This window comes from Limnohabitans sp. (assembly GCF_044361645.1).
Taxonomy (GTDB): Bacteria; Pseudomonadota; Gammaproteobacteria; order Burkholderiales; family Burkholderiaceae_C; genus Limnohabitans_A.
The window spans coordinates 1-21,047 of sequence record NZ_JBIKIL010000042.1 but is presented as its reverse complement, the minus strand read 5'-3'; the positions used below and the strand labels follow the sequence as shown (position 1 = coordinate 21,047).

Sequence of the window (21,047 nt, the reverse complement as noted above, 5' to 3'; positions counted from 1 at the left end):
CCGAACTGGCAACGGTTCGGGCTTTGTGCTTTGCGCGCTCGAACAAGCGCCGCAGGCACATCGGTGTCGCCTGCGAGCCCCCGCACATTTCCCCGGCTCGCGGGCCGCCGTTATGGGAGCGCTGTGATGCGCTGGCCGGTGAAGGCAGTCAGATCGGGTCGGATTGGGATCTGGCGGCGCAACCGACACAGGACTGTGAGGTCGATCAGCGCGTCAGTTGGTGACCAAAACGGCACATCCCATGGGCCGCTGTGGGGGGCTGGGCGCTTGGGCAAGCAGGGGGCTGGCCATGGGGGTGGCAAGCGGTTCAAGGCTTGGGTTGGGTTTAACTGCAGCTGACGCTGCCACAGCCCGACATGGTCACGTTTTGAATGACCGATGGATCGGCCAGCGTTTCGGTGGCGCTGTCAAAACCCACCGATAGGAGGTGCGCCGCCAAGCCCGCGTCCATGCTGGCGGTGTGGCCCGGAAACCACTCGGCCAAGGCCTCGGCCATGCGGGTGATGATGCTCGGGTCGCTGTCCAGGTAATGGGCTTCGACCGCGCGCATGGTCTCCAAAATGGTGGCGTGGTGCTCGGCGTGGCAGTTGTCGGCCGAAAAGCCGGTGGCCAGCATCCAGCGCTCTTCTTGCGCAAAGTGTTGGACCGTGTGGTCTAAAAAGGCCTTGTACACCGGCAGTTGCAAATCCTCAGGGGTGGCCAAAATTTGGTTGATCATGCCCACAAATTCTTGGTGTGTGGCGTCGATGCGGGCATCGCCTGTGCGCAGTGCGGCGGTCCACTGCATCGGATCGGGGGCGCCAACGGCGGGTGCGGCAAGTGGGGCGGTGACAGTGGGGGGCATGGCTGAACAAGAGGGGGTGGTTGAAAAAAAATCCAGCCCCATTATCGATCCAGCCCAGCAAGCCCCATGCCGCAAGGGGCATGCCGGGGCTTGGCGTGCTCGGCGGCCCCATCTGTGAGGCTGTGCCAGCGCAGATGGGACAAAGCGCGCCGATCTTCGCCTGGCGCAAGGGACATCTGAAAGCCGTTAACCTCTGCACTTTTGAACAACGCAGCAGCAGCCTCAGCATGGATTCCGTGACGCAAATACTTTTAGGGGCCTCGGTGGGCGTGGCGGTCATGGGGCGGCGCACCGCAGTCTGGAAGTCGGCCCTGTGGGGCGGCGTGGCCGGCTTGTTGCCCGATCTGGATGTGCTGATTGACCACGGCGACCCGGTGTTGAACATGATCCGGCACCGTGCTGAAACCCATGCTTTGTTGTTCTTGGCGCTGTTTGCCGTGCCCATGGCCTGGGCGGTCAGCCGCATCCACCGCCAAGCGCAGTTGTTCGGGCGTTGGTGCTGGGCGCTCATGTTGGCACTGGTCACGCACGCTTTGCTTGATTGGACGACCATCTACGGCACCCAAATTTTCCAGCCCTTCACCGACGAGGCTTATGGTTTGGGCAGCATGTTCATCGTCGACCCCTTGTACTCGGTGCCCCTGCTGTTGGGTTTGGTGGCTGCATTGAGTTTCAGCTCGGCGGACCGGGCTTTGCGCGTGAACGCGTGGGCACTGGTCTTCAGCACTTTTTATTTGCTGTGGAGCGCGGCGGCGCAAGCCTGGGTCACCCAACACGCCCGGCAAGCCTTGCAAGCGCAAGGCTTGCCGAGCCAGTCGGTGCTGGTCACCCCCGCGCCTTTGAACACCATTGTTTGGCGTGTGGTGGCGCTCGATGGCGAGCGTTTTCACGAAGGCTTTTATTCGTTGTTGGATGGCGACAGGGCCATGCGGTTTGTAGCCCATCCGCGCGGCGAGGCTTTGGCCCTGCAAAACGCCGATCACCCCCATGTGCAAGCCATGGTGCGCTTCACCGATGGGTTTTTCAAGGTGCAGCGCGTGGCTGAGCATTTGGTACTGACCGACTTGCGCATGGGCCAAGAGCCCAGCTATGTGTTCACCTTTGACCTTGGCCCGCCCCTGCAGCCTGGACAAAGCCACCCGGTCGCCGTGCAAATGCGCAGGCGCATGGATGTGGGCGAGGGCCTGAGGTGGTTGGGTCAGCGCATGTTGGGGCGCGATGTGCCGCCGCCGGGGCAATAGGTGTGTGTGCGCCGAAGGACCTGGCTCAAACCGCTTTGACGCGCACGCCCATGACCACGCCCGCAACCAGCAAGCCAATGCCCAACAAGGTCAGGGGCTCAGGCCAATGGCCGCGCAAGGCAAACGCGTAGCCCAGGGCGGCCAAAGTTTCAAACACGATGAGCTGGCCCGCCAAGGCGGTGGGCAAGCGCTGGCTGGCCGCGTTCCAGCACAAGGTGCCCAGCCACGAGGCCAACAAACCAATGGCCAGCATGAGGCTGACAAACACCAGCGGGCGAGGGCCCCATGGCATGTCCAGCGGGTAGTCGGTGGCATGGGCCCAAAGCCAAAACACCAAGTAACCCAGCAAGGCCAGTGGCAGGGTGGCCAAGCCTTGCGCTGTGGCCCACATGCGTGAGCTGCGCTCGGGGTTGCCGCGCATCCAATTGGCGTTTCGGATGGGGTACCAAGTCCAGCAAAGCATGGCCCCCACGGCAAACAGAGCGCCGGTGATGTAGCGGCGGGTGTCGGCCACAGGGTTTTGCAGCAGGGCTTGCCACTCGGCATGGTTCACGCAGGCGATGCCCAAGAGCACCAGCGCCAAAGGCGGGGCCAGCTTGAGCCACGGAAAGTGGCCGTCGCGTTGACGGTTCAGGTGGTTGGCGGCGATGGCAATGACCACCGGCAGCGTGCCGATGACCACGGTGGGCAAAGCACCGCCCGAGCGCATGATGGCACTCGACAAAAACAGGTAGTACAGCACATTGCCGATGGCCCCAAGCTTGAGCGCTGTGAGCCAGTCGGCGCGGCTCAGTTGCCCGATCTCGGCGCGGTCCATGTAGGCCAAAGGCAAGGCCATCAGGCCAAAAGCCAAGTACCGACCAAAGGTTTGCATGGCGGCAGGGTAGTCGGGCAAGAGCAGTGGGCCGACAAACACCAATCCCCAAAGCATGCCGGCGGCCAAAGAAAAGAAAATGCCAGCCGTGAGGGTGGCGGTTTTGCGCGACATAGGGGTCAAGAAAAAATGCGTGTGAGGCCCGCATTGTCAAGCTTGGTTGGCGCGATGCGGTTTCGCCTTGTCATTTTTTTGTTGCCCTGTCTTGGGTCCTGGCTGACAAGGCGGCGCTGCCTGTGTTGACCTTAGAGCCAGGCCTTTTGAAAGCGGCCCTGCGGGTCGTGGTCTTGGGCTTGCTTGGCGGGATTAAAGCGCCTGCCCACCCGTGGGTCGGTGCCGCGCCCGCTCACATACAGCCAGTTACCTTGGTTGCTGCTGACATCAAAGTCCACCAACTGCGACTCGAACCAAGCCGCGCCTGCGCGCCAGTCGCACGACAGGTCGTGCACCAAAAAGCTGGCCACGATCTGGCGCATGCGGTTGGAGGTGAAGCCCGTGGCGGCCAACTCGCGCATGCCCGCGTCCACAATCGGCTCGCCGGTTTGGCCATGGCACCAGCGCTGAAAATCTTTGGGAAAGTGCGAGGGCTTGGGCAAGTTCGACAAGCCCCGCGCCGCATACAGTTGTGGGCCGTGCTGCAAATGCAGCATGCGGAAGTTGTCGCGCCAAAGCAGCTCAAACCACAGCCAATAGGTGCCGTCGTTGCTGCCGTGCTGTTCCTCGTAGGCCGCAAGCTCGGCCCAAATGCGGCGGGCCGACAGCGCGCCCGTGGCCAGCCAGGGCGACCAGTGGCTGCTGGTGTGTTGGCCTTGCAGGGCGTTGCGGGTTTGTTTGTAGCGGTCGGGCCAGGGTGGTGTGAGGTAGCTGTGCAGGTGCGCCAGCGCGCGGGTCTCGCCGCCTTGGCAGGCCGCTTGGGTGTAGGGAAAGTTGGAACGTGGGTGCGCGTCATCTTGTGCATCGCCCTCGGTGTGCGCTTGCAGCAGCGTGAAGGCGTTTTCGGTCCAGTCGGGCAAGTGGCCCAAAGGCTTTGGCGGCGGCGCGGGCCAATCGGTGGGTGCAGGCAAAGGTGCCAAGGGCTTGAGACCGGCCGATTCGATGCGCTGGCGAAATTCGGTGAACACCTGGGGCATGTTTTCGGCCGCAAAGGGCAGGGCGACCGGCTCGATCAGGCTGGACTGCCACAGGGTGTTGACGTTGAGGCCCGCCTTGATCAGCGCCTGGACTTGGGCTTGTTCTTCGGGCGCGGCGATGTCTTCGCAAAACACGGTGTCCGCCCCCACTGCTTGTGCGCAGGCGGGCAGCACGTCGGCCACGGGGCCGTGCAGCAGCACCAGGCGCTGGCCCGCAGCTTGGAGTGCGTTTTGCAGGTCTTGCAGGGTGTCGACCACAAAGCGCCGCCGGTGCGCGCCCATGCGGCGAAAACCCCAGGCGGTGGGCTGGTCTTGCACGGGTTCGTGCACATAGAGCAGCAGCAAGTTTTGCTGATGGGTTTGGGCATGCTCAATTGCTTGCTTCAAGGCGCGTTGGTCGTGCAGGCGCAAATCGTTTCGAAACCAGAAAAGGGTGCTGCGCATGGTTTAAAAATCAAAGCCCAGCTGAGGGCTGGGTGGGGTATTGGCTGAAGACGATTTGGCCGACTTCCGACGACCGGTCTTGGGGGTGTCGCTGTCGCGGGTGAACACGTTGCGTTGCGCGCCGCTGCCGTGTTGGCGCGAGGCGTGTTTGTCGACAATGGCTTTTTTGCCCGCTTTCACACCAGGCTCGGCGCGGCGCGCGTGCAGCGCGGCTTTGGATGTGCGTGTGGCCTCGGCCAAGTCCACCACCGGCAGGGGAATGTCGGCCTCTGGCCCGCTGCCCACCGTCAGGCCGCAGTGGCGCTGCACCTCGGGCGGCATCAGCCATGGCTCGAACAACCAGGTGTCGGGCACACGCCGCATGTGCGGCAGCCAGCGGCGCACAAAAATGCCTTTGGGGTCGTGGTCTTGCGCTTGTTTGATCGGGTTGTAGACCCGTGTGGTGTTGATGCCGGTGGTGCCCGATTGCATTTGCAACTGGCTCCAGTGGATGCCGGGTTCGTAGTCCAAAAACTGCGTGGCCAGCCAGTGGCCCACGGGCCGCCAATCGAGCCACAGCGGGTAGGCCGCCACCGACACCAGCATGGCCCGCATGCGAAAGTTGAGCCAACCGGTTTGGTGCAGCATGAGCACACAGGCGTCGACCATGGGCCAGCCGGTGCGCGCCGAGGTCAGGGCCGCAAAGTGCCCGTCGTTCCAGCCGTCTTCGCGCAGGCCGTCGTAACCCCGGTGCATGTTGCGCCACTCGATTTCGGGCTCGCTTTCTAACTTTTGGATGAAGTGGCAGTGCCAATACAAACGGCTGACAAAACCCGTCAGGCCCGCCCGGTGCCGACTGGCCTGCGGCGGCAGGGCTTGCAGCGTGGCGCGGGTGCTTTGCACCACCTCGCGCATGCTCAGGCAGCCATAGGCCAGGTAGGCCGACAAACGCGAGCAGGCGGTGGGCGAGGACAGGGGGGAAGAAATGCCGCCCCGGTAAGTCTGCGCCCGCAAGTCCAGAAAGCTGTTCAAGGTCTCGATGGCCAAACGTCGCCCACCGCGCTGGCGCTGGGCGGGGTTGTGCTGCAAGCCCGGTGGTGGCGTCAAGATCTCGGCCCCCTGGCTGGCCTGCACCGGGGCAAAGCGCAGATCGGGCACATCAGACAGGTCAGCGGTGGCTGCGGCCATGTGGGCTTCCCAGCGCGCTTGCCAGGTGTTGCGGCTTTTCAGGCGCCTTACCACACCAAACTGCGCCCACTCGGTCCAGGCCACGCCCGCGCTGCGGCACCACGCGCCCACTTGCACATCGCGTTCGTAGGTGAAGGCATTGCCGGTTTCTTGGTGCGCCACCAGCTCGGCAAACGGCGCTTGTGCGTGCAGCGCGGCCAGCACCTGCACCGCGTTGCCCACACGCACCTGCAAGCTGCCGCCCAGGGTGTGCAGGTCGCGCTGCAGCTCGGTCAGGGATTCGCGAACAAACTCAAAGTGCTGCAAGGCCGCGTCGGGCTGGGCCCACAGTTCGGGCTCGGCGATGTACAGGCACAGCACCGGCCCAAGGCTTGCGGCATGCACCAGCGCCGCATGGTCGTGCAGGCGCAAGTCGCGTTTGAACCACACCACCCGGTAGCTCATGGCCGCTCTTTCGGGCTCAGGTTCACCGGCCCCAGACCGCCCGGGCCTTGGCCGTAGCGCGCCTGTTCAACCGGAAAGCAGGCCAGCAAGGGCTCTGGCAAGTCAGGGGCTTGTTGGCGCAGGTAAAGGCGCACAAAGTGGGCGGCTTGCCAAGGCGCGGTGGAGCCACTCCAAACCGCTTGGTCTTGCACATGCCACTGCGTGCCGATCTGGCGCAAGACCACCAGCGTGGGTTTGAGGGTGTCAAAAGCGACCTCGGCCACAAGCCAATCGCCCAGTTGCTGCAGTTGCAACCATCGAGCACTTTGCGAGTCCGGCAGGCTGTGCTGCTGCACCACACGCAACAAGGCGCGTGCATGGGGGCTGTCTGGGTCCAGCACTTGCACGGCTGCGCAGTCGCGGTGCAAGCGCAGCCACTGCTCGGCGCCCCAGCCGTGCAGGTCAAAGTGCATGCCGTTCAGGGCTAAAAGTGGCCGGTTGTCCAGACGCACCCAGTCCACATGGCTGTCGACCACCAAAACACTGGTGACCAAGGCCAATACGGCGGCCACGGACCGTTTCATGGGCGCAGTCCTTGTGCGTTTTGGCGTGCCGGTGGAGACATGGTCAATGAATTTTGGTTTATTTTAAAAATTAATGGTTGTTTTATGACCGTATGGTCATAGAATATCTCATCATTAACGGAGAACGCCATGATCCAGAAGAAAACAGTCAAAGCCCTTGACATTGCTGTGTTCATCACCTCGCGTGCGGTCATCAAGCCCGTGACCACCGAAGAGATCGCGCACGGACTGAAATTGTCGTCTTCGTACACCGAATCCATTTTGAAAGAACTGCGCGAGGCCGGTCTGATCCGTGCCCACAGGGGCCCGGGCGGCGGCTACCAGCTGCGAGGAAATCCAGAGGACATCAGCTTGTGGGATGTGGTGCAGCATTTCGAAGAGGTGCACAGCTTTGACGCGCTTTACCCAGAGGGCGATCACCCCTTGAAGGCCTTGGAGTGTGGCATCCAAACCAATCTGCAGGGCTTGCTGCAGGCGCAGACCTTGGCCGATGTGGCCGTGCCCTTCATGGCCAGCGATGCCCGCGTCACCTCCATGCTGGGTCAATTCAGGCTCAAACCCATGCCTGCCCCGGTCATGCCGCGTGCGCCCAACTCGGTGTTCCAACTCAGCATGATGGTGTGATGCGGCCTGTGTCAGTGCGGTGCCCAAGCGAACTCGCGCAATTGCGCCAAGGTCACCAACTGCAGGGCTTTTTTGTGCGTGCTCTCGAGCACGACTTGCGGGGCCACACCGGCCTGAAAAGCCTCTAGCCAGCGCATGGCACACAGGCACCAGCGGTCACCGGCTTTCAAACCCGCAAAGCGTTGAGCGGGTCTGGGTGTGACCAGGTCGTTGCCTCGGGCGCGTGAAAAATCCAGAAACTCCTGCGTGAGCTTGGCGCAGACCACGTGTGAGCCAGCGTCTTCGTCGCTGGCGCTGCAGCAGCCATCCCTGAAAAACCCCGTGAGCGGGTCATAAGAGCAAGGCATCAGGTCGCCGCCGAGAACATTCAAACCGGAGCGAGTCATGGGTGTCCAAAAGCGTGGGTGGATGGGAGGCGTATTGTCTGTGCCCCAGCGCACCGTGCTTGTCGCCTGCGCTAATGGCTATCAGCGCGGCAGGGTTTCTCTGTGCCTTGCCGCTGGCGGCTGTCCAAGGCGTCAGGCCTAGGTGCACTTGTATGGCCATGGCTTGTGGCGAGGCAGGGCTTGTGCCGCCAAGCGCCCATGCGCGACCCGCGACGCGGTGGCATGCCGCTAAGATGGCCGCAGCGCTCGCTGACCCATGAACTTTCCGCTCATCACCGACCCTTTTTTCTACCTGATTGCCGTGCCTGCCGTGCTGCTTTTGGGGGTCAGCAAAAGTGGTTTTGGGGCGGGCTTTGGTTCTTTGGCGGTGCCCCTGATGGCCTTGGCCGTGACGGTGCCCCAGGCAGCTGCGATTTTGATGCCCGTTTTGTTGCTGATGGACTTGTTGGGCTTGGCAACGTTTCGCAACCATGTGGACCGAGCCTTGCTGCGCTTGATGGTGCCCTTTGCTTTGGTGGGTGTGGTGTTGGGGGCGGTGTTGTTCAAACTGCTGGATGCGCAAGTGGTGGCCGCCATTGTGGGGGGCTTCACCTTGTTGTTCTTGGCGCAACAAATGTTCTTCAAACCCAAGCCCCATGGGCCGCCGCCGCCGCGCTGGCAAGGCGCGCTCTTGCTCATGACCTCGGGCTTCACCAGTTTCATTGCGCACGCAGGAGGCCCTCCGGTGAACGCTTATGTGATGCGCCTGAAAATGCCGCCGCTTTTGTTCACCGGCACCTTGGCCTATTTGTTTTTCTTTATCAATTTGGCCAAGTGGTTGCCTTACGCTTGGCTGGGTTTGCTGGACCTGCGCAATTTGGCCACGTCTGTGGTGCTGTTGCCGCTGGCCCCGCTGGGGGTCTGGTTGGGTGTGCGCTTGGCGCGCCGCATCCGGCCCGATTTGTTTTACCGCCTGATCCGCTTGGGCATGTTCCTCACGGGCAGCAAGCTTTTGTGGGACGGTTTGGCTTGACACATTTTTTTTTGAGGAGACCTGTCATGAAAGCAGCCTGGTACAGCCGCAATGGCGAAGCGCAAGACGTGATGCAGTTGGGCGACTTGCCCACCCCCAGCCCGCAAGCCGGGGAGGTGCTGGTGCGCCTGGCCGCCTCGGGGGTGAATCCCTCGGATGTCAAGTCGCGTCGCGCCAGACCCGTGAACGATCCGCTGATCGTGCCGCACAGCGATGGCGCGGGCGTGATTGAGGCAGTGGGCGAGGGCGTGCCTGCTGCGCGTTTGCGCGAGCGGGTGTGGCTTTGGAACGCCCAGTGGCAGCGCCCTTGGGGCAGCTGCGCCGAGTACATTGCTTTGCCTAGCGCGCAGGCTGTGAGCTTGCCCGAGGGGATTGATTTTGCGGCCGGGGCCTGCCTGGGCATTCCGGGCCTGACGGCGGTGCAAGCGGTCATCCTGGCCGAGCGACTCGGTGGTGATTTGTCTGGACAGACGGTGTTGGTCAGCGGGGCTTCTTCGGCGGTGGGGCACTGCATCACGCAAATGGTGACGCAGGTTGGGGGGCGGGTGATTGGCACCGTGGGCTCACAGGCCAAAGCCGAGCACGCCCGCGCTGCGGGCATGCAGGAGGCGGTTTTTTACAAAACCGAATCGGTGCCTGAGCGCGTCAAGGCTTTGACGCAAGGCCGAGGGGCCGATGTGATGATCGACATGGATTTTTCGACCGCCGCCGCCTGGGCCTCAGAGGGTGCTTTGGCGCCGCATGGCCAAGTGGTGTGCTATGGCTCCAACGCGCTGGAGGTGGCCTTGCCGTTTCGGCCTTGGCTGTTCCAATCCTTTGGCGTCAAATTCTTTCTGGTCTATGACCTGCCCCCCAGCGATCGCCTCCAAGCTGTGGCCCGGTTGTCGCAGATGTTGGCGGCGCAGCGCTTGCAGCTGAGCATTGGCGCACGCTTTGCGCTCGACCAGGTGGTGCAAGCCCACCAAGCGGTGGAGGCGGGACAGACGGTGGGCAATGTGGTGATCGCGCTTTGAGCCGAGCCTCAGGCCAAGGCGGGGCCATGGCGGGCCAGGTAGGCGCTGACTTGGCGGGGTCGCAGCGCTGCAAGCGGGTGCCCAAACGGGATGCCCCAGGCCAAGCCGCAGTGCGACAGCCCAAGCGAAAGACGCTGCGGTTTGCCGTTATGCTTCAAAGCTTGTTCTTGGCTGTCCCGTTGTTGTATGGGTTGTTTGTTCGTTCATGGCTACATCTCCGAAATCGCTGACCGGTCTGGTCCCTTTTTTCAAGCCTTACCGTGCGGCCATGGGTGTGGCGGCGCTGTTTTTGTTTTTGGCGGCAGGCACCACACTGGCATTTCCATGGGTATTGCGCCAGCTCATTGACCAAGGTTTGGTCAGTGGCGCTCCCGCCGAGCAGTTGTCGGGCAATTTTTTGCAGCTGTTTGCTGTGGCCGCGGCTTTGGCGGTGTTCTCGGCAGGCCGCTACTACACCGTGAGTTGGCTGGGTGAGCGCATCACCGCCGATCTGCGCAATGCGGTGTACGGCCATGTGCTGCAGCAAAGCCCGGCTTTTTTTGAAACCACGCAATCGGGCGAAGTGCTCTCGCGCTTGACCAACGACACCACGCTGGTGCAAACCGTGGTGGGGTCTTCGTTTTCCATGGGCCTGCGCAACTTGGTCATGGGTGCAGGCGCGCTGGTCATGTTGGTTTACACCAACCCGGTGCTGATGCTGCAAGTGGTGGCGGTGCTGGTGGCGGTGGTTTTTCCCAGCGTGTATTTGGGCCGCCGGGTGCGCCGACTGTCGCGTACCAACCAGGACCGCGTGGCCGATTCGAGCGCCATCGCCTCAGAGGTGCTCAACGCCATCAGCGTGGTGCAAAGCTACACCGCAGAGGGCCGTGAGACGCGCCGATTTGTCGACTCCACAGTGCGCGCTTTGGGTTCGGCTTTAGGCCGCATTCGCGCGCGCGCTGTGTTGGTGGGCTTCATCATCATGGCTTCGAGCGCGGTTTTGCTTTGGGGCTTGTACATGGGCACGCTGGCCGTGCGAGCGGGCACCAGCACGGCGGGCCAGTTGGGTGAGACGGTGTTTTACGTCATCTTGTTGGCCAGCGCCTTTGCGGTGTTGGGCGAGGTCTACGGCGACTTGCTGCGCGCAGCAGGGGCCACCGAACGCCTGATGGAGCTGCTGCACACCGAGTCCAACCTCAAAATCGCGGCCCACCCGCAACAGGCGGCCTGGCCCCAGGGCGGCTCTTCGCTGCAATTGGAGGCGGTGCGTTTTCACTACCCCTCGCGCCCCGGCATTTGGGCCTTGGATGAACTCAGTGGCCAGATCCACTCCGGACAGACGGTGGCCGTGGTGGGCCCCAGCGGTGCGGGCAAAACCACTTTGTTCGATTTGCTGATGCGCTTTCACGACCCGCAGTTGGGCCGCATCGTGCTCGATGGCGTGCCCATCGAGCAAATGGGCCTGCACGATTTGCGCGAGCGCATGGCCATCGTGCCGCAAGAGCCGGTGATTTTTTCGGGCACGGTGATCGAGAACATCCGCTACGGCCGACCCGAGGCCAGCCTGCAAGAGGTGCAGGCTGCCGCCGAGGCGGCCTATGCGCAAGAGTTCATCCGCGAGCTGCCCGAAGGCTTTGACACCTATTTGGGCGACCGGGGCGTGCGCCTGTCGGGTGGGCAGCGCCAACGCATCGCGATTGCCCGGGCGATTTTGAAAAACCCGCCGCTCTTGTTGCTCGACGAGGCCACCAGCGCCTTGGACGCGCAAAGCGAAAAAATGGTGCAAGCCGCACTCGACAAAGCCATGCTGGGCCGCACCACCTTGGTGATCGCGCACCGCCTGGCCACGGTGCAGCGGGCCGACGTGATCTGGGTGCTCGAGCGTGGCCGCTTGATGGAGCAGGGCACCCACGCCGAGTTGCAAGCCAAAGGCGGGCTTTACGCCAGCTTGGCGGCACTGCAGTTCAGTGCGGCCTGAGGCTTTGCGGCCTGTTAACTGACTTTTTGTTCGGCCGAGGCCTGTGCAGCTGAAGGCGCTCTGGCCGATGAGGCCATGGCCGCTGCATCCTCGGCCTCTTGTGCGGCTTTCTCACGCGCCCTTTGCTGGCGCGTTTGTTCTTGTGCTTTGCGGACATCGCGCATTTGCCAAAAGGCAAACACGAACACCAGCCCAAAAATGCCCAGTTCCAAGTAAATGCCCATGACGCTGCTCCTGCACGCGGATTCGAGACCGGCATCCTAGCGGGTATTTTGCAAAACCAGCGGCTCAATGGGGGTGTGCTGTTGGGGCGTGCACCCAGGGTGTCAATAAAGGTTGACAGTCATTGAAATCAGGTTACATTTACACCCATGCCTGTCAGCTGGGGTTGACGGGCCTTCCCCAAAGGAGGTCCCATGAGTCTGTTGATGCGTACCGAGCAAGCCTTGAGCACCCATTTTGAGCAAGCCGCAGGCACTGGGGCACCCCCTCGCTTGGTGGCGGCCATGCGGCATGCGGTGTTTTCCGGTGGGGCCCGCATTCGCCCGCAGCTGTGCATGGCCGTGGCCACCGCTTGCGGAGACAACGCCCCGCAACTGACGGATGCCGCCGCTGTGGCCCTTGAATTCATGCACTGCGCTTCATTGGTGCACGATGACATGCCCGCCTTTGACAATGCCGACATGCGGCGCGGCCGGCCCACGGTGCACAAAGCCTTCAGCGAACCGCTGGCCTTGCTGGCCGGTGACGGCCTGATCGTCATGGCCTACCGGGTTTTGTTGCAAGCCGGTGTGCAGCACCCTGCACGCCTGATCCGGCTGATGGACAACTTGACCACGGGCGTCGGACTGCCAAACGGCATCGTCGCTGGCCAAGCCTGGGAGTGCGAGACCAGCGCCGATTTGGGCCAGTACCAACGCGCCAAGACCGGGGCCTTGTTCGTTTCGGCCACCTGCGCTGGGGCGCTGAGCAGCGGCGCATCGCCAAAGCCCTGGGCGTTTTTGGGTCAGTACTTGGGTGAGGCCTACCAAGTGGCCGACGACATCCGCGACGTGATTGCCGACGCCGCCACCTTGGGCAAACCTGCTGGCCAAGACGTGTTGCACGCCCGCCCCAGTTCGGCGCAGGCCTTGGGTTTGGAGGGGGCCATTGCCCACTTTGACCACCTGATTGACCAAGCCGCCTCGTCGATCCCTGCCTGTTCTTGCCGAGACATGCTGCGCCAATTGGTGCAGCTCGAGGCCGAGCGCTTGGTGCCCAAAGCCTTGTGCGAGGGCTACTTCAAGGCCCATTCGGTGGGCGTGCCTCATCCGCAGCCCGGCACCCAGCCTGACATGCAGCCCAGTACCGCATGGACTGTGCCGCATTGAGCCCACAGGCCACCTGAAGCGAAAGAAGCACCATGTCCCAACCCCTGGATCTGGCCGCTGTGCAGGCGCACACCGCCGACACTTCCTTGCAAGACGCCTGGCAAGCCCGGCTCGAGCGCTGGTATGCCCACCCCGGCCTGTACCGCTGGTCGCTGAGCAACCCCTTGACGCGCTGGCTCACGCGCCGCCGCACCCGCAAATTGTTCGACCTGATGGCCGGGTTTGTACACAGCCAAGTGCTGCTGGGCTGCGTGCGGCTGGACCTGTTTCGCGCCCTGCACCAAGCCCCGGCCAACTTGACCGACCTGGCCCGCCGCACCGGGCTGGCCCCGGCGGTGCTGCAGCGCTTGCTGCTGTCTGCCGTGGCGCTGGGGCTGCTGGAGCACCGCAGCCAAGGCCGCTTTGGCCTGGGCCCACTGGGCGTGCCGCTGGCGCAGCACGAGGGCATCGGTCAGATGATCGAGCACAACCACCTGCTCTACCAAGACATGCAAGACCCCTTGCAGTTCCTGCACAACGCCTGGAGCGGTGGCATGGCCGAGTACTGGCCCTATGCCCACGACAAAGCCGCTGTGGCCATGCCCGCATCCGAGGCCGACAAATTCACCCGCTACTCGCAGCTCATGGCCGCCTCGCAGGGCTTTGTGGTGCAAGAAATCTTGTCGTCTTACTTCTTTGACGAGCACCGCTGCGTGCTCGACGTGGGCGCTGGCAAGGGCCGCTTTGTCAGCGAATTGGCCGCGCACGCCCCGCACCTCACATTCAAGATGTTCGACCTGCCCCCGGTGCTGGCGCTGGCCCGTGAAGGCCTGCAAGCCAAAGGGCTGGGCGAACGTGTGGCTTTGCATCCCGGCAGTTTTTTGGACGACCCGCTGCCCGAAGGGGCCGACCTGATCACCTTGGTGCGCGTGGCGCACGACCACCCCGATGCGGTGGTGCGGCAGATTTTGCAAAAAGCCTACGCCGCATTGCCGGTGGGCGGGGCCTTGCTGTTGGCCGAGCCCATGGCCCAGCCTGAGGACGAGGCCGGTCAACCCGGCGCTTCGGTCGATGCGTACTTTCATTTTTACTTGTTGGCCATGGGGGCAGGGCGGCTGCGCACGCCGCAAGAGCTGCAAACCATGATGCAAGAGGCCGGATTCAGCCATGTGGAGCAGGTGCCCAACGCCATGCCTATCCATGCGCGCATCCTTGTGGGGCGTAAATCTCAGTGTTTACCCTTGGTTTCGGCTCAAAGTGTCAATTAACTTTGACATAAGACCATGTAAAGCAAAGAATACAAGCATGAAATCCCAAGCCGTCGTTTTCAACAGCCCCAAGCAACTGAGCTTGCAGGCCCTGGATTTGCCCGAACTGCAGGCCGGCCAGCTCGAAGTGGCGGTGGAATACAGCGGCATCAGCACCGGCACCGAGCGCATGCTCTGGGACGGCAGCATGCCCCCCTTCCCTGGCATGGGTTACCCCTTGGTGCCGGGTTACGAAACGGTGGGCCGTGTGCTCCGCAGCACCTCGGACAGCGGTGTGCAAGCGGGACAACGCGTGTTTGTGCCAGGGGCCAATTGCTTCACTGGTGTGAAAAGCCTGTTTGGTGGGGCGGCCTCGCATTTGCTGGTCAACGCGCAAAAAGTGGTGCCTGTGGCTGAACACCTGGGAGCGCAAGCCGTGCTCTTGGCGCTGGCCGCCACGGCCTACCACGCGGTCTCGGGTGGTGGTCAGCACGAGCCCTTTGCCCCACCTGAGCTCATCATTGGCCACGGTGTCATGGGCCGCCTGCTGGCGCGCCTGACGGTGGCCGCTGGCATGCCTGCCCCCACCGTGTGGGAGACCCACAACGACCGCTTCTCCGGGGCCGAGGGTTACACCGTCTTGCAACCCCAAGACGACCCACGCCGTGACTACAACACCATCTACGACGTGAGCGGCGACGGCAGCTTGCTCGACAGCCTGATCCAGCGCCTGCGCCCCGGTGGCGAGTTGGTGTTGGCCGGTTTTTACAAACAAGATTTGAAATTCGCCTACGCCCCGGCCTTCATGCGCGAAGCGCGCATGCGCATCGCCGCCGAGTGGAAGCGCCCCGACCTGTTGGCCGTCAACGAACTGGTGCACACCGGCCGCTTGTCGCTCGACGGTTTGATCACCCATACCCAGCCATCGACACAAGCTGGTTCAGCCTACGAGACCGCCTTCGGAGATGCGAGCTGTCTCAAGATGATCCTTGATTGGAGTGCCAACACATGACCACCGACACCACTGTTCAGCCCATCAAATTTGTGGAGTTGTTGCGCCGCGAGGCCGATGTCGAACCCGACGCCGTCAGCACCTCTGAGGTCACCAAAGAAACGCAAATCATTGCCATTTATGGCAAGGGCGGCATTGGCAAAAGCTTCACGCTGGCCAACCTGTCTTACATGATGGCCCAGCAAGGTAAAAAAGTGCTGCTGATCGGCTGCGACCCCAAGAGCGACACCACCAGTTTGCTGTTTGGCGGCAAGGCTTGCCCCACCATCATCGAAACCTCATCCCGCCTCAAGCTCTCAGGCCAGGCCGTGAGCATTGGCGATGTCTGCTTCAAGCGCGACGGCGTGTTTGCCATGGAACTCGGTGGCCCCGAGGTCGGTCGCGGCTGCGGCGGTCGCGGCATCATCCACGGCTTTGAAACGCTCGAAAAACTCGGCTTTCACGACTGGGGTTTTGACTTCGTGCTGCTCGACTTTTTGGGCGATGTGGTGTGCGGCGGCTTTGGCCTGCCGATTGCCCGTGACATGTGCCAAAAAGTGATTGTGGTGGCCAGCAACGACTTGCAGTCGTTGTATGTGGCCAACAACGTCTGCTCGGCGGTGGAGTATTTCCGCAAGCTCGGCGGCAACGTCGGCGTGGCCGGCATGGTCATCAACAAAGACGACGGCACGGGCGAAGCCCAGGCTTTTGCCAGCAACGCGGGCATCCCGGTCTTGGCCGCCATTCCGGCCAACGAAGACATCCGCCGCAAGAGCGCCAGCTACGAAATCATTGGCCGACCCGACGGCGAATGGGGCGCGCTGTTTGCCGAACTGGCCAAAAACGTGGCCGAAGCCCCACCCATGCGTCCCAAGCCACAAACCCAAGACCAGTTGCTGGGCCTGTTCAGCGCCGACGTGGTGGGCCGCAATGTGGTGCTTGAGCCCGCCACCTTGTTCGACATGGTGGGCAAAAACGAAGACATCAAGCCCTCGCTGGAAGTCGTCTACGACGCGGCTTGAACGCGGCCACCGACACACCCGAGGAAACAGCCATGACACGCACCATCCCGATTCACCCCAGCCCACCAGCTGCGAACCCGGCAGGCCTGCAAGGCGATGGCATGGGCTGCCACGCCGGGGCAGAGGCCATGGTGGCCGCCGCCAAAGAAGCCGGCAAATCTGAAGTGCTCAACCAATACGCCCGCGACTACCCGCGCCAGCCCGATGCCGGTCCGCACGACCAGCCGCAAAGCATGTGCCCGGCCTTTGGCTCGCTGCGTGTGGGCCTGCGCATGAAGCGCACCGCCACCATTTTGTCGGGCTCGGCCTGCTGCGTGTATGGCCTGACCTTCACCTCGCATTTTTATGGTGCGCGCCGCAGCGTGGGTTATGTGCCCTTCAACTCCGAGTCGCTGGTCACGGGCAAGCTGTTTGAAGACATCCGCGAAGCGGTGCACGCCGAGGCCGACCCGGACAAGCTCGACACCATCGTCATCATCAACCTGTGTGTCCCAACAGCCAGCGGCGTGCCCTTGCAGCTCTTGCCCAAAGAGATCAACGGCGTGCGCATCATCGGCATCGACGTGCCCGGTTTTGGTGTGCCCACGCACGCCGAGGCCAAGGACGTGCTGGCCGGGGCGATGCTCAAATACGCCCGCGAAGAAATCATGAGCGGCCCGGTGGCCGCGCCCCGTGCCGGTCGGGGCGTCTTGCCTACGGTGGCTTTGCTGGGTGAAATGTTCCCGGCCGACCCGGTCATCATTGGCCAAATGCTCGCCCCCATGGGCTTGGCCGCTGGCCCGACGGTGCCTACCCGCGAGTGGCGCGAGCTCTACGCTGCGCTCGACTGCTCGGTGGCTGCGGCCATCCACCCGTTTTACACCGCCAGCGTGCGCGAGTTCAAAGCTGCAGGCCGCCCCGTGGTGGGCTCGGCCCCGGTGGGCCTCGAAGGCACACAAGACTGGCTGCAAAACATCGGACAGGCCGCTGGCATCGCGCAGGCGCAAATCGATCTGGCGCGCAACCAAGCGCTCACGCAAATGCGCGGCCTGTTGATGCAAAAACCCATCTCGGGCCGCATCACCCTGAGCGGCTACGAAGGCTCTGAGTTGCTGGTCGGCCGCTTGCTGATCGAATGCGGTGCCGATGTGCGCTATGTGGGCTCGGCCTGCCCAGCCACCGAGTGGAACGCACACGACATCGAATGGCTCAAAGCCAAAGGCGTGCAGGTGCAAATGCGCGCCTCGCTGGAGCAAGACCTGAACGCCATGTACGAGTACCGGCCGCAGTTGGCCATTGGCACCACCCCGGTGGTGCAGATCGCCAAACAAAACAGCGTGCCTTCGCTGTACTTCACCAACCTGATTTCGGCCAGGCCCCTGATGGGTGTGGCCGGTGCCGGTTCGCTGGTGCAGGTGGTGCAAGCGGCCATGGGCAACCAAGCCCGCTTTGACGCCATGAAAGATTTCTTTGGCGATGTGGGCGCAGGCCACGCCGCAGGCGTGTGGGAGTCGGTGCCCAAAGACCGTCCCGAGTTCAAAGCCGAAACCCGACGCCAGCTGGAGAAGGTTTTGAAAAAGCGCAAAGCCGAGGAGATGGGCTCATGAACCACGTGTCTGCACCACCCAGCACGGTGGCCAAGCCCAAATCGCCACTCATCCTGGACCATGACCGCGCAGGCGGTTACTGGGGCGCGGTGTACGTGTTCACCGCCATCAAGGGCTTGCAAGTGGTGATCGACGGCCCGGTGGGTTGCGAAAACCTGCCGGTGACTTCGGTCTTGCATTACACCGACGCCTTGCCACCGCATGAATTGCCCATCGTGGTGACCGGTTTGGCCGAAGAGCAGCTGGGCCGCGAAGGCACAGAAGGCGCCATGAAGCGCGCCCATGCCACGCTCGACCCCGAATTGCCCGCTGTGGTGGTGACCGGCTCGATCGCCGAGATGATCGGCGGCGGCGTCACGCCCGAAGGCACCAACATCGCGCGCTTTTTGCCCCGCACCATCGACGAAGACCAGTGGCAGTGCGCCAACCGTGCCATGTACTGGCTGTGGAGCGAATACGGTCTGCGCAAAGTGCCTGCGCGCAAAGCTTTCGAAGACCGCCCCGTGGGCGAAAAGCCCCGCGTCAACATCATTGGCCCTTGCTACGGCACCTTCAACAGTGCCAGCGACCTGGCCGAAATCCGCCGCTTGGTGCAAGGCATAGGGGCCGAGGTCAACATGGTGTTCCCGCTGGGCAGCCACCTGGCCGATGTCTCGCGCTTGGTTGAAGCCGATGTCAACATCTGCATGTACCGCGAGTTCGGCCGCATGCTGTGCGAGGCTTTGGAGCGTCCTTATTTGCAAGCACCCATCGGGCTGCACAGCACCACCCACTTTTTACGCAAATTGGGCGAGTTGTTGCACCTGGACCCCGAGCCCTTCATCGAACGCGAAAAGCACACCACCCTCAAACCCATGTGGGACCTGTGGCGCTCGGTCACGCAAGACTTTTTTGCCACCGCCAGTTTTGCGGTGGTGGCGGGCGAGACCTATTCACGGGGCCTGAAAAACTTCCTCGAAACCGAAATGGGCTTGCCCTGCCGTTTCAGCGTGTCGCGCACCGCAGGCAACAAAACCGACAACGCCGCTGTGCGTGAACTGGTCAAAACGCAAACGCCACTCATCATGTTTGGCAGCTACAACGAGCGCATGTACCTGAGTGAAATCTCCGGCGGCAGCCCGATGCGTGCGGCCTTCATACCGGCATCGTTTCCGGGCGCCATCATTCGCCGCCACACCGGCACGCCCTTCATGGGTTACAGCGGTGCGAGCTACCTGATCCAAGAGGTGTGCAACGCGCTGTTTGATGCCTTGTTCCACATCCTGCCCCTGGGCACCGAGATGGACAAGGCGCCAGCCACTCAAGCGCGTGGTGTGGCACCCCCCAATGCCAGTTGGCAAGACCAAGCCCAGCAGCGCCTGCGCGATGTGGTGCAAAACCAGCCGGTGCTGGTGCAAATTTCTGCGGCCAAGCGTTTGCGCGACCAGGCCGAACAACTCTCGCAGGCGCAAGGCCATGGCGAGGTGACTGAAGCCCATGTGAACGCGGCCAGCCGCGAACTGGGCTTGGGGGTGGCGGCATGAGCCCCACCAAGATCAACACAACAGCAGGGGCCGACATGTTCGGTGCCTTGCCCAAGATGTCGTGGCCTTTGGCTGCGGATGCCCATCTGCGCGGGCTGTGCGCACCCCGGGTCGCAAGGCCTTGTTTATAGGAGCAAAAAATGTCAACAAAGACATCCATTTCCGGACTCACCGATGAGGAAGCCCAGGAGTTCCACCACTACTGGATGCAAGGCTTAGTGGGCTTTACAGCGGTTGCTGTGTTGGCCCACATCCTGGTCTGGGCGTGGCGTCCCTGGTTCTGATTCAGAGCCTGATTTTTTAACCATCGATTGACGGAGTCACTGTCATGCAAAACACCACCCACTTCAATGAGGCCCATTCGCGTGCGGATGAGTCTCCTGCTTACTGGTCCATTTTCCTCATCGGATTCGGATGTCTTTTCGTGCTCGTCGTACTGGCCAAACTGGTCGGCGTTCACTGGCGGGATCTGCTGCCCGGTGCAGAAGATGCCAAGAGCATGAGTCAGGGTGTGAAAGCTGCGGTGTACACCTTCATGTCCCACATCATTTAGGAGATCAACCATGTGGAGAATTTGGCGACTTTACGACCCTTTGCGTGCCATGGTGCTGCAGGGTATTTTCTTGTTTGGCCTGGCCGCGATGATTCACCTCATCTTGCTCAGCACCAACAAATTCAACTGGCTCGACGGCGCGAAAAAGCCCGTAGCAGCATCGGCGCAAAACTCGCCGCTGCCCGCTTCGGTGGCTTCTATCGCTGCGCCCAAGTCCTGATCCAGGACTTGCCGTCCAGGTGCTGCCATTGAGCCCCATGCAATGCAGCACCTGTTCATCCACTGAAGCAGGAGGACCCAACCATGGCCATGCTGAATTTTGAGAAAAAGTACCGTGTTCGCGGTGGTACCCTGCTGGGTGGTGATTTGTTCGATTTTTGGGTCGGACCTTTTTTCGTCGGTTTCTTCGGCGTGACAACCTTGTTTTTTTCGTTCCTGGGCACGGCGCTCATTTTGTGGGGTGCCTCACAAGGCCCGACCTGGAACCTTTGGCAAATCAGCATCGCACCGCCTGATTTGTCGTACGGCCTGCGCTTTGCGCCCCTGATGGAGGGCGGCCTGTGGCAGCTCATCACAGTCTGTGCTCTGGGCGCTTTCATCTCTTGGATGATGCGCGAGGTCGAAATCTGCCGCAAGCTGGGCATGGGCTACCACGTGCCCTTTGCTTTCGGTGTGGCCATTTTGGGTTATGCGTCTTTGGTGGTCGTGCGCCCAGTGCTCATGGGTGCGTGGGGCCACGGCTTTCCGTATGGCATTTACAGCCACCTGGACTGGGTCTCCAACGTGGGCTACCAGTACCTGCACTTTCATTACAACCCGGCGCACATGATTGCCGTGAGTTTCTTCTTTGCCAGCGTGTTTGCTTTGTCGCTGCACGGTGGCCTGGTTCTTTCCTCCACCAACCCGCAGCCTGGACAAGTGGTCAAAACCCCGGAGCATGAGGACACCTTTTTCCGGGATTTCATCGGTTATTCGGTGGGCACATTGGGCATCCACAGAGTCGGCCTGTTCCTGGCGCTGGCGGCTGTGTTGTTCAGCGCGCTGTGCATCGTGCTCAGTGGCCCTTTCTGGAGCCGT

The 21,047-nt window shown here is 62.3% G+C and carries 22 protein-coding genes and 1 pseudogene; 16 read left to right on the top strand and 7 right to left on the bottom strand.

What is annotated here, in order from left to right; translation table 11 throughout:
• Positions 1-56: 56 nt before the first annotated feature.
• A pseudogene (locus tag ACIQ39_RS08550) lies at positions 57-224 on the top strand (IS91 family transposase); the annotation flags it as partial.
• A 101-nt stretch (positions 225-325) separates the two neighbouring features.
• Here the strand turns inward: ACIQ39_RS08550 and ACIQ39_RS08545 are convergent.
• Positions 326-844, bottom strand: a complete 519-nt coding sequence (locus ACIQ39_RS08545) for a bacteriohemerythrin (protein WP_396434191.1) — start codon at positions 842-844, stop codon at positions 326-328.
• A gap of 227 nt (positions 845-1,071) precedes the next feature.
• Here ACIQ39_RS08545 and ACIQ39_RS08540 point away from each other — a divergent pair, with 227 nt between their 5' ends.
• Positions 1,072-2,085 carry a metal-dependent hydrolase gene (locus tag ACIQ39_RS08540; RefSeq protein ID WP_396434190.1) on the top strand — a complete coding sequence of 338 codons (1,014 nt, stop codon included), beginning with the start codon at positions 1,072-1,074 and terminating at the stop codon, positions 2,083-2,085.
• A gap of 25 nt (positions 2,086-2,110) precedes the next feature.
• Here ACIQ39_RS08540 and ACIQ39_RS08535 read toward each other — a convergent pair whose 3' ends face one another.
• The 4 genes from ACIQ39_RS08535 to ACIQ39_RS08520 form a co-directional block, all read right to left on the bottom strand.
• Positions 2,111-3,073, bottom strand: coding sequence for a DMT family transporter (locus ACIQ39_RS08535; RefSeq protein ID WP_396434189.1), 963 nt, complete (start codon positions 3,071-3,073; stop codon positions 2,111-2,113).
• A gap of 131 nt (positions 3,074-3,204) precedes the next feature.
• Entirely contained in the window at positions 3,205-4,533 is a 1,329-nt protein-coding gene (locus tag ACIQ39_RS08530; RefSeq protein WP_396434188.1) for a DASH family cryptochrome, read from the bottom strand.
• 3 nt (positions 4,534-4,536) lie between these two features.
• The gene (locus tag ACIQ39_RS08525) at positions 4,537-6,144 is read right to left on the bottom strand and encodes a deoxyribodipyrimidine photo-lyase/cryptochrome family protein (RefSeq protein ID WP_396434187.1); all 1,608 of its coding nucleotides are present in this window, start codon (positions 6,142-6,144) and stop codon (positions 4,537-4,539) included.
• On the bottom strand, positions 6,141-6,707 hold the full coding sequence (locus ACIQ39_RS08520; protein ID WP_396434186.1) for a hypothetical protein: 567 nt from the start codon (positions 6,705-6,707) through the stop codon (positions 6,141-6,143). Before ACIQ39_RS08520 ends, ACIQ39_RS08525 begins: the two co-directional genes overlap by 4 nt.
• A 129-nt stretch (positions 6,708-6,836) precedes the next feature.
• Here ACIQ39_RS08520 and ACIQ39_RS08515 point away from each other — a divergent pair, with 129 nt between their 5' ends.
• Positions 6,837-7,331, top strand: a complete 495-nt coding sequence (locus tag ACIQ39_RS08515) for an Rrf2 family transcriptional regulator (protein ID WP_396434185.1) — start codon at positions 6,837-6,839, stop codon at positions 7,329-7,331.
• Between the two features lie 11 nt (positions 7,332-7,342).
• Here the strand turns inward: ACIQ39_RS08515 and ACIQ39_RS08510 are convergent, their stop codons facing one another.
• Entirely contained in the window at positions 7,343-7,717 is a 375-nt protein-coding gene (locus ACIQ39_RS08510; protein ID WP_396434184.1) for a DUF2237 family protein, read from the bottom strand.
• A 256-nt stretch (positions 7,718-7,973) separates the two neighbouring features.
• On the opposite strand from ACIQ39_RS08510, the gene ACIQ39_RS08505 reads away from it, so the two are divergent.
• From ACIQ39_RS08505 to ACIQ39_RS08495, 3 genes are all read left to right on the top strand, one after another.
• On the top strand, positions 7,974-8,729 hold the full coding sequence (locus ACIQ39_RS08505) for a sulfite exporter TauE/SafE family protein (protein WP_396434183.1): 756 nt from the start codon (positions 7,974-7,976) through the stop codon (positions 8,727-8,729).
• Positions 8,730-8,755: 26 nt separating this feature from the next.
• Entirely contained in the window at positions 8,756-9,742 is a 987-nt protein-coding gene (locus ACIQ39_RS08500; RefSeq protein WP_396434182.1) for an NADPH:quinone reductase, read from the top strand.
• Between the two features lie 205 nt (positions 9,743-9,947).
• Positions 9,948-11,699, top strand: coding sequence for an ABC transporter transmembrane domain-containing protein (locus ACIQ39_RS08495; protein ID WP_396434181.1), 1,752 nt, complete (start codon positions 9,948-9,950; stop codon positions 11,697-11,699).
• A gap of 14 nt (positions 11,700-11,713) precedes the next feature.
• On the opposite strand, the gene ACIQ39_RS08490 is transcribed toward ACIQ39_RS08495, so the two are convergent.
• Positions 11,714-11,923 (bottom strand): hypothetical protein, encoded by a 210-nt coding sequence (locus ACIQ39_RS08490; protein WP_396434180.1) that lies wholly within the window; start codon positions 11,921-11,923, stop codon positions 11,714-11,716.
• A gap of 192 nt (positions 11,924-12,115) precedes the next feature.
• Between ACIQ39_RS08490 and ACIQ39_RS08485 the strand changes: the two genes are divergently transcribed.
• From ACIQ39_RS08485 to pufL, 10 genes are all read left to right on the top strand, one after another.
• Entirely contained in the window at positions 12,116-13,069 is a 954-nt protein-coding gene (locus ACIQ39_RS08485; RefSeq protein WP_396434179.1) for a polyprenyl synthetase family protein, read from the top strand.
• Positions 13,070-13,101: 32 nt separating this feature from the next.
• Positions 13,102-14,316 (top strand): methyltransferase, encoded by a 1,215-nt coding sequence (locus ACIQ39_RS08480; RefSeq protein WP_396434178.1) that lies wholly within the window; start codon positions 13,102-13,104, stop codon positions 14,314-14,316.
• Between the two features lie 37 nt (positions 14,317-14,353).
• A complete protein-coding gene (gene bchC, locus ACIQ39_RS08475; RefSeq protein WP_396434177.1) occupies positions 14,354-15,307 on the top strand; it encodes a chlorophyll synthesis pathway protein BchC in 954 nt (317 codons plus the stop codon).
• Positions 15,304-16,308 (top strand): chlorophyllide a reductase iron protein subunit X, encoded by a 1,005-nt coding sequence (locus ACIQ39_RS08470; RefSeq protein ID WP_396434176.1) that lies wholly within the window; start codon positions 15,304-15,306, stop codon positions 16,306-16,308. Before bchC ends, ACIQ39_RS08470 begins: the two co-directional genes overlap by 4 nt.
• A gap of 32 nt (positions 16,309-16,340) precedes the next feature.
• Positions 16,341-17,894, top strand: a complete 1,554-nt coding sequence (bchY, locus tag ACIQ39_RS08465; RefSeq protein ID WP_396434175.1) for a chlorophyllide a reductase subunit Y — start codon at positions 16,341-16,343, stop codon at positions 17,892-17,894.
• A complete protein-coding gene (gene bchZ / locus ACIQ39_RS08460; RefSeq protein WP_396434174.1) occupies positions 17,891-19,417 on the top strand; it encodes a chlorophyllide a reductase subunit Z in 1,527 nt (508 codons plus the stop codon). Before bchY ends, bchZ begins: the two co-directional genes overlap by 4 nt.
• Positions 19,418-19,557: 140 nt before the next feature.
• Positions 19,558-19,701 carry a light-harvesting antenna LH1, beta subunit gene (gene pufB / locus ACIQ39_RS08455; RefSeq protein ID WP_295503022.1) on the top strand — a complete coding sequence of 48 codons (144 nt, stop codon included), beginning with the start codon at positions 19,558-19,560 and terminating at the stop codon, positions 19,699-19,701.
• A 44-nt stretch (positions 19,702-19,745) separates the two neighbouring features.
• Positions 19,746-19,970: a hypothetical protein gene (locus ACIQ39_RS08450; RefSeq protein ID WP_396434173.1), complete on the top strand. Its 225-nt coding sequence runs from the start codon at positions 19,746-19,748 to the stop codon at positions 19,968-19,970.
• 10 nt (positions 19,971-19,980) lie between these two features.
• Positions 19,981-20,190 (top strand): light-harvesting antenna LH1, alpha subunit, encoded by a 210-nt coding sequence (pufA, locus tag ACIQ39_RS08445; protein WP_396434172.1) that lies wholly within the window; start codon positions 19,981-19,983, stop codon positions 20,188-20,190.
• A gap of 83 nt (positions 20,191-20,273) precedes the next feature.
• A partial coding sequence (pufL, locus tag ACIQ39_RS08440) for a photosynthetic reaction center subunit L (protein WP_396434171.1) occupies positions 20,274-21,047 on the top strand: 774 nt, incomplete at its 3' end.

Bases quoted from the DNA above. Each gene is read 5' to 3' on its own strand.
- ACIQ39_RS08545 (WP_396434191.1), bottom strand. From the start codon at position 844: ATGCCCCCCACTGTCACCGCCCCACTTGCCGCACCCGCCGTTGGCGCC.
- ACIQ39_RS08540 (WP_396434190.1), top strand. From the start codon at position 1,072: ATGGATTCCGTGACGCAAATACTTTTAGGGGCCTCGGTGGGCGTGGCG.
- ACIQ39_RS08535 (WP_396434189.1), bottom strand. From the start codon at position 3,073: ATGTCGCGCAAAACCGCCACCCTCACGGCTGGCATTTTCTTTTCTTTG.
- ACIQ39_RS08530 (WP_396434188.1), bottom strand. From the start codon at position 4,533: ATGCGCAGCACCCTTTTCTGGTTTCGAAACGATTTGCGCCTGCACGAC.
- ACIQ39_RS08525 (WP_396434187.1), bottom strand. From the start codon at position 6,144: ATGAGCTACCGGGTGGTGTGGTTCAAACGCGACTTGCGCCTGCACGAC.
- ACIQ39_RS08520 (WP_396434186.1), bottom strand. From the start codon at position 6,707: ATGAAACGGTCCGTGGCCGCCGTATTGGCCTTGGTCACCAGTGTTTTG.
- ACIQ39_RS08515 (WP_396434185.1), top strand. From the start codon at position 6,837: ATGATCCAGAAGAAAACAGTCAAAGCCCTTGACATTGCTGTGTTCATC.
- ACIQ39_RS08510 (WP_396434184.1), bottom strand. From the start codon at position 7,717: ATGACTCGCTCCGGTTTGAATGTTCTCGGCGGCGACCTGATGCCTTGC.
- ACIQ39_RS08505 (WP_396434183.1), top strand. From the start codon at position 7,974: ATGAACTTTCCGCTCATCACCGACCCTTTTTTCTACCTGATTGCCGTG.
- ACIQ39_RS08500 (WP_396434182.1), top strand. From the start codon at position 8,756: ATGAAAGCAGCCTGGTACAGCCGCAATGGCGAAGCGCAAGACGTGATG.
- ACIQ39_RS08495 (WP_396434181.1), top strand. From the start codon at position 9,948: ATGGCTACATCTCCGAAATCGCTGACCGGTCTGGTCCCTTTTTTCAAG.
- ACIQ39_RS08490 (WP_396434180.1), bottom strand. From the start codon at position 11,923: ATGGGCATTTACTTGGAACTGGGCATTTTTGGGCTGGTGTTCGTGTTT.
- ACIQ39_RS08485 (WP_396434179.1), top strand. From the start codon at position 12,116: ATGAGTCTGTTGATGCGTACCGAGCAAGCCTTGAGCACCCATTTTGAG.
- ACIQ39_RS08480 (WP_396434178.1), top strand. From the start codon at position 13,102: ATGTCCCAACCCCTGGATCTGGCCGCTGTGCAGGCGCACACCGCCGAC.
- bchC (WP_396434177.1), top strand. From the start codon at position 14,354: ATGAAATCCCAAGCCGTCGTTTTCAACAGCCCCAAGCAACTGAGCTTG.
- ACIQ39_RS08470 (WP_396434176.1), top strand. From the start codon at position 15,304: ATGACCACCGACACCACTGTTCAGCCCATCAAATTTGTGGAGTTGTTG.
- bchY (WP_396434175.1), top strand. From the start codon at position 16,341: ATGACACGCACCATCCCGATTCACCCCAGCCCACCAGCTGCGAACCCG.
- bchZ (WP_396434174.1), top strand. From the start codon at position 17,891: ATGAACCACGTGTCTGCACCACCCAGCACGGTGGCCAAGCCCAAATCG.
- pufB (WP_295503022.1), top strand. From the start codon at position 19,558: ATGTCAACAAAGACATCCATTTCCGGACTCACCGATGAGGAAGCCCAG.
- ACIQ39_RS08450 (WP_396434173.1), top strand. From the start codon at position 19,746: ATGCAAAACACCACCCACTTCAATGAGGCCCATTCGCGTGCGGATGAG.
- pufA (WP_396434172.1), top strand. From the start codon at position 19,981: ATGTGGAGAATTTGGCGACTTTACGACCCTTTGCGTGCCATGGTGCTG.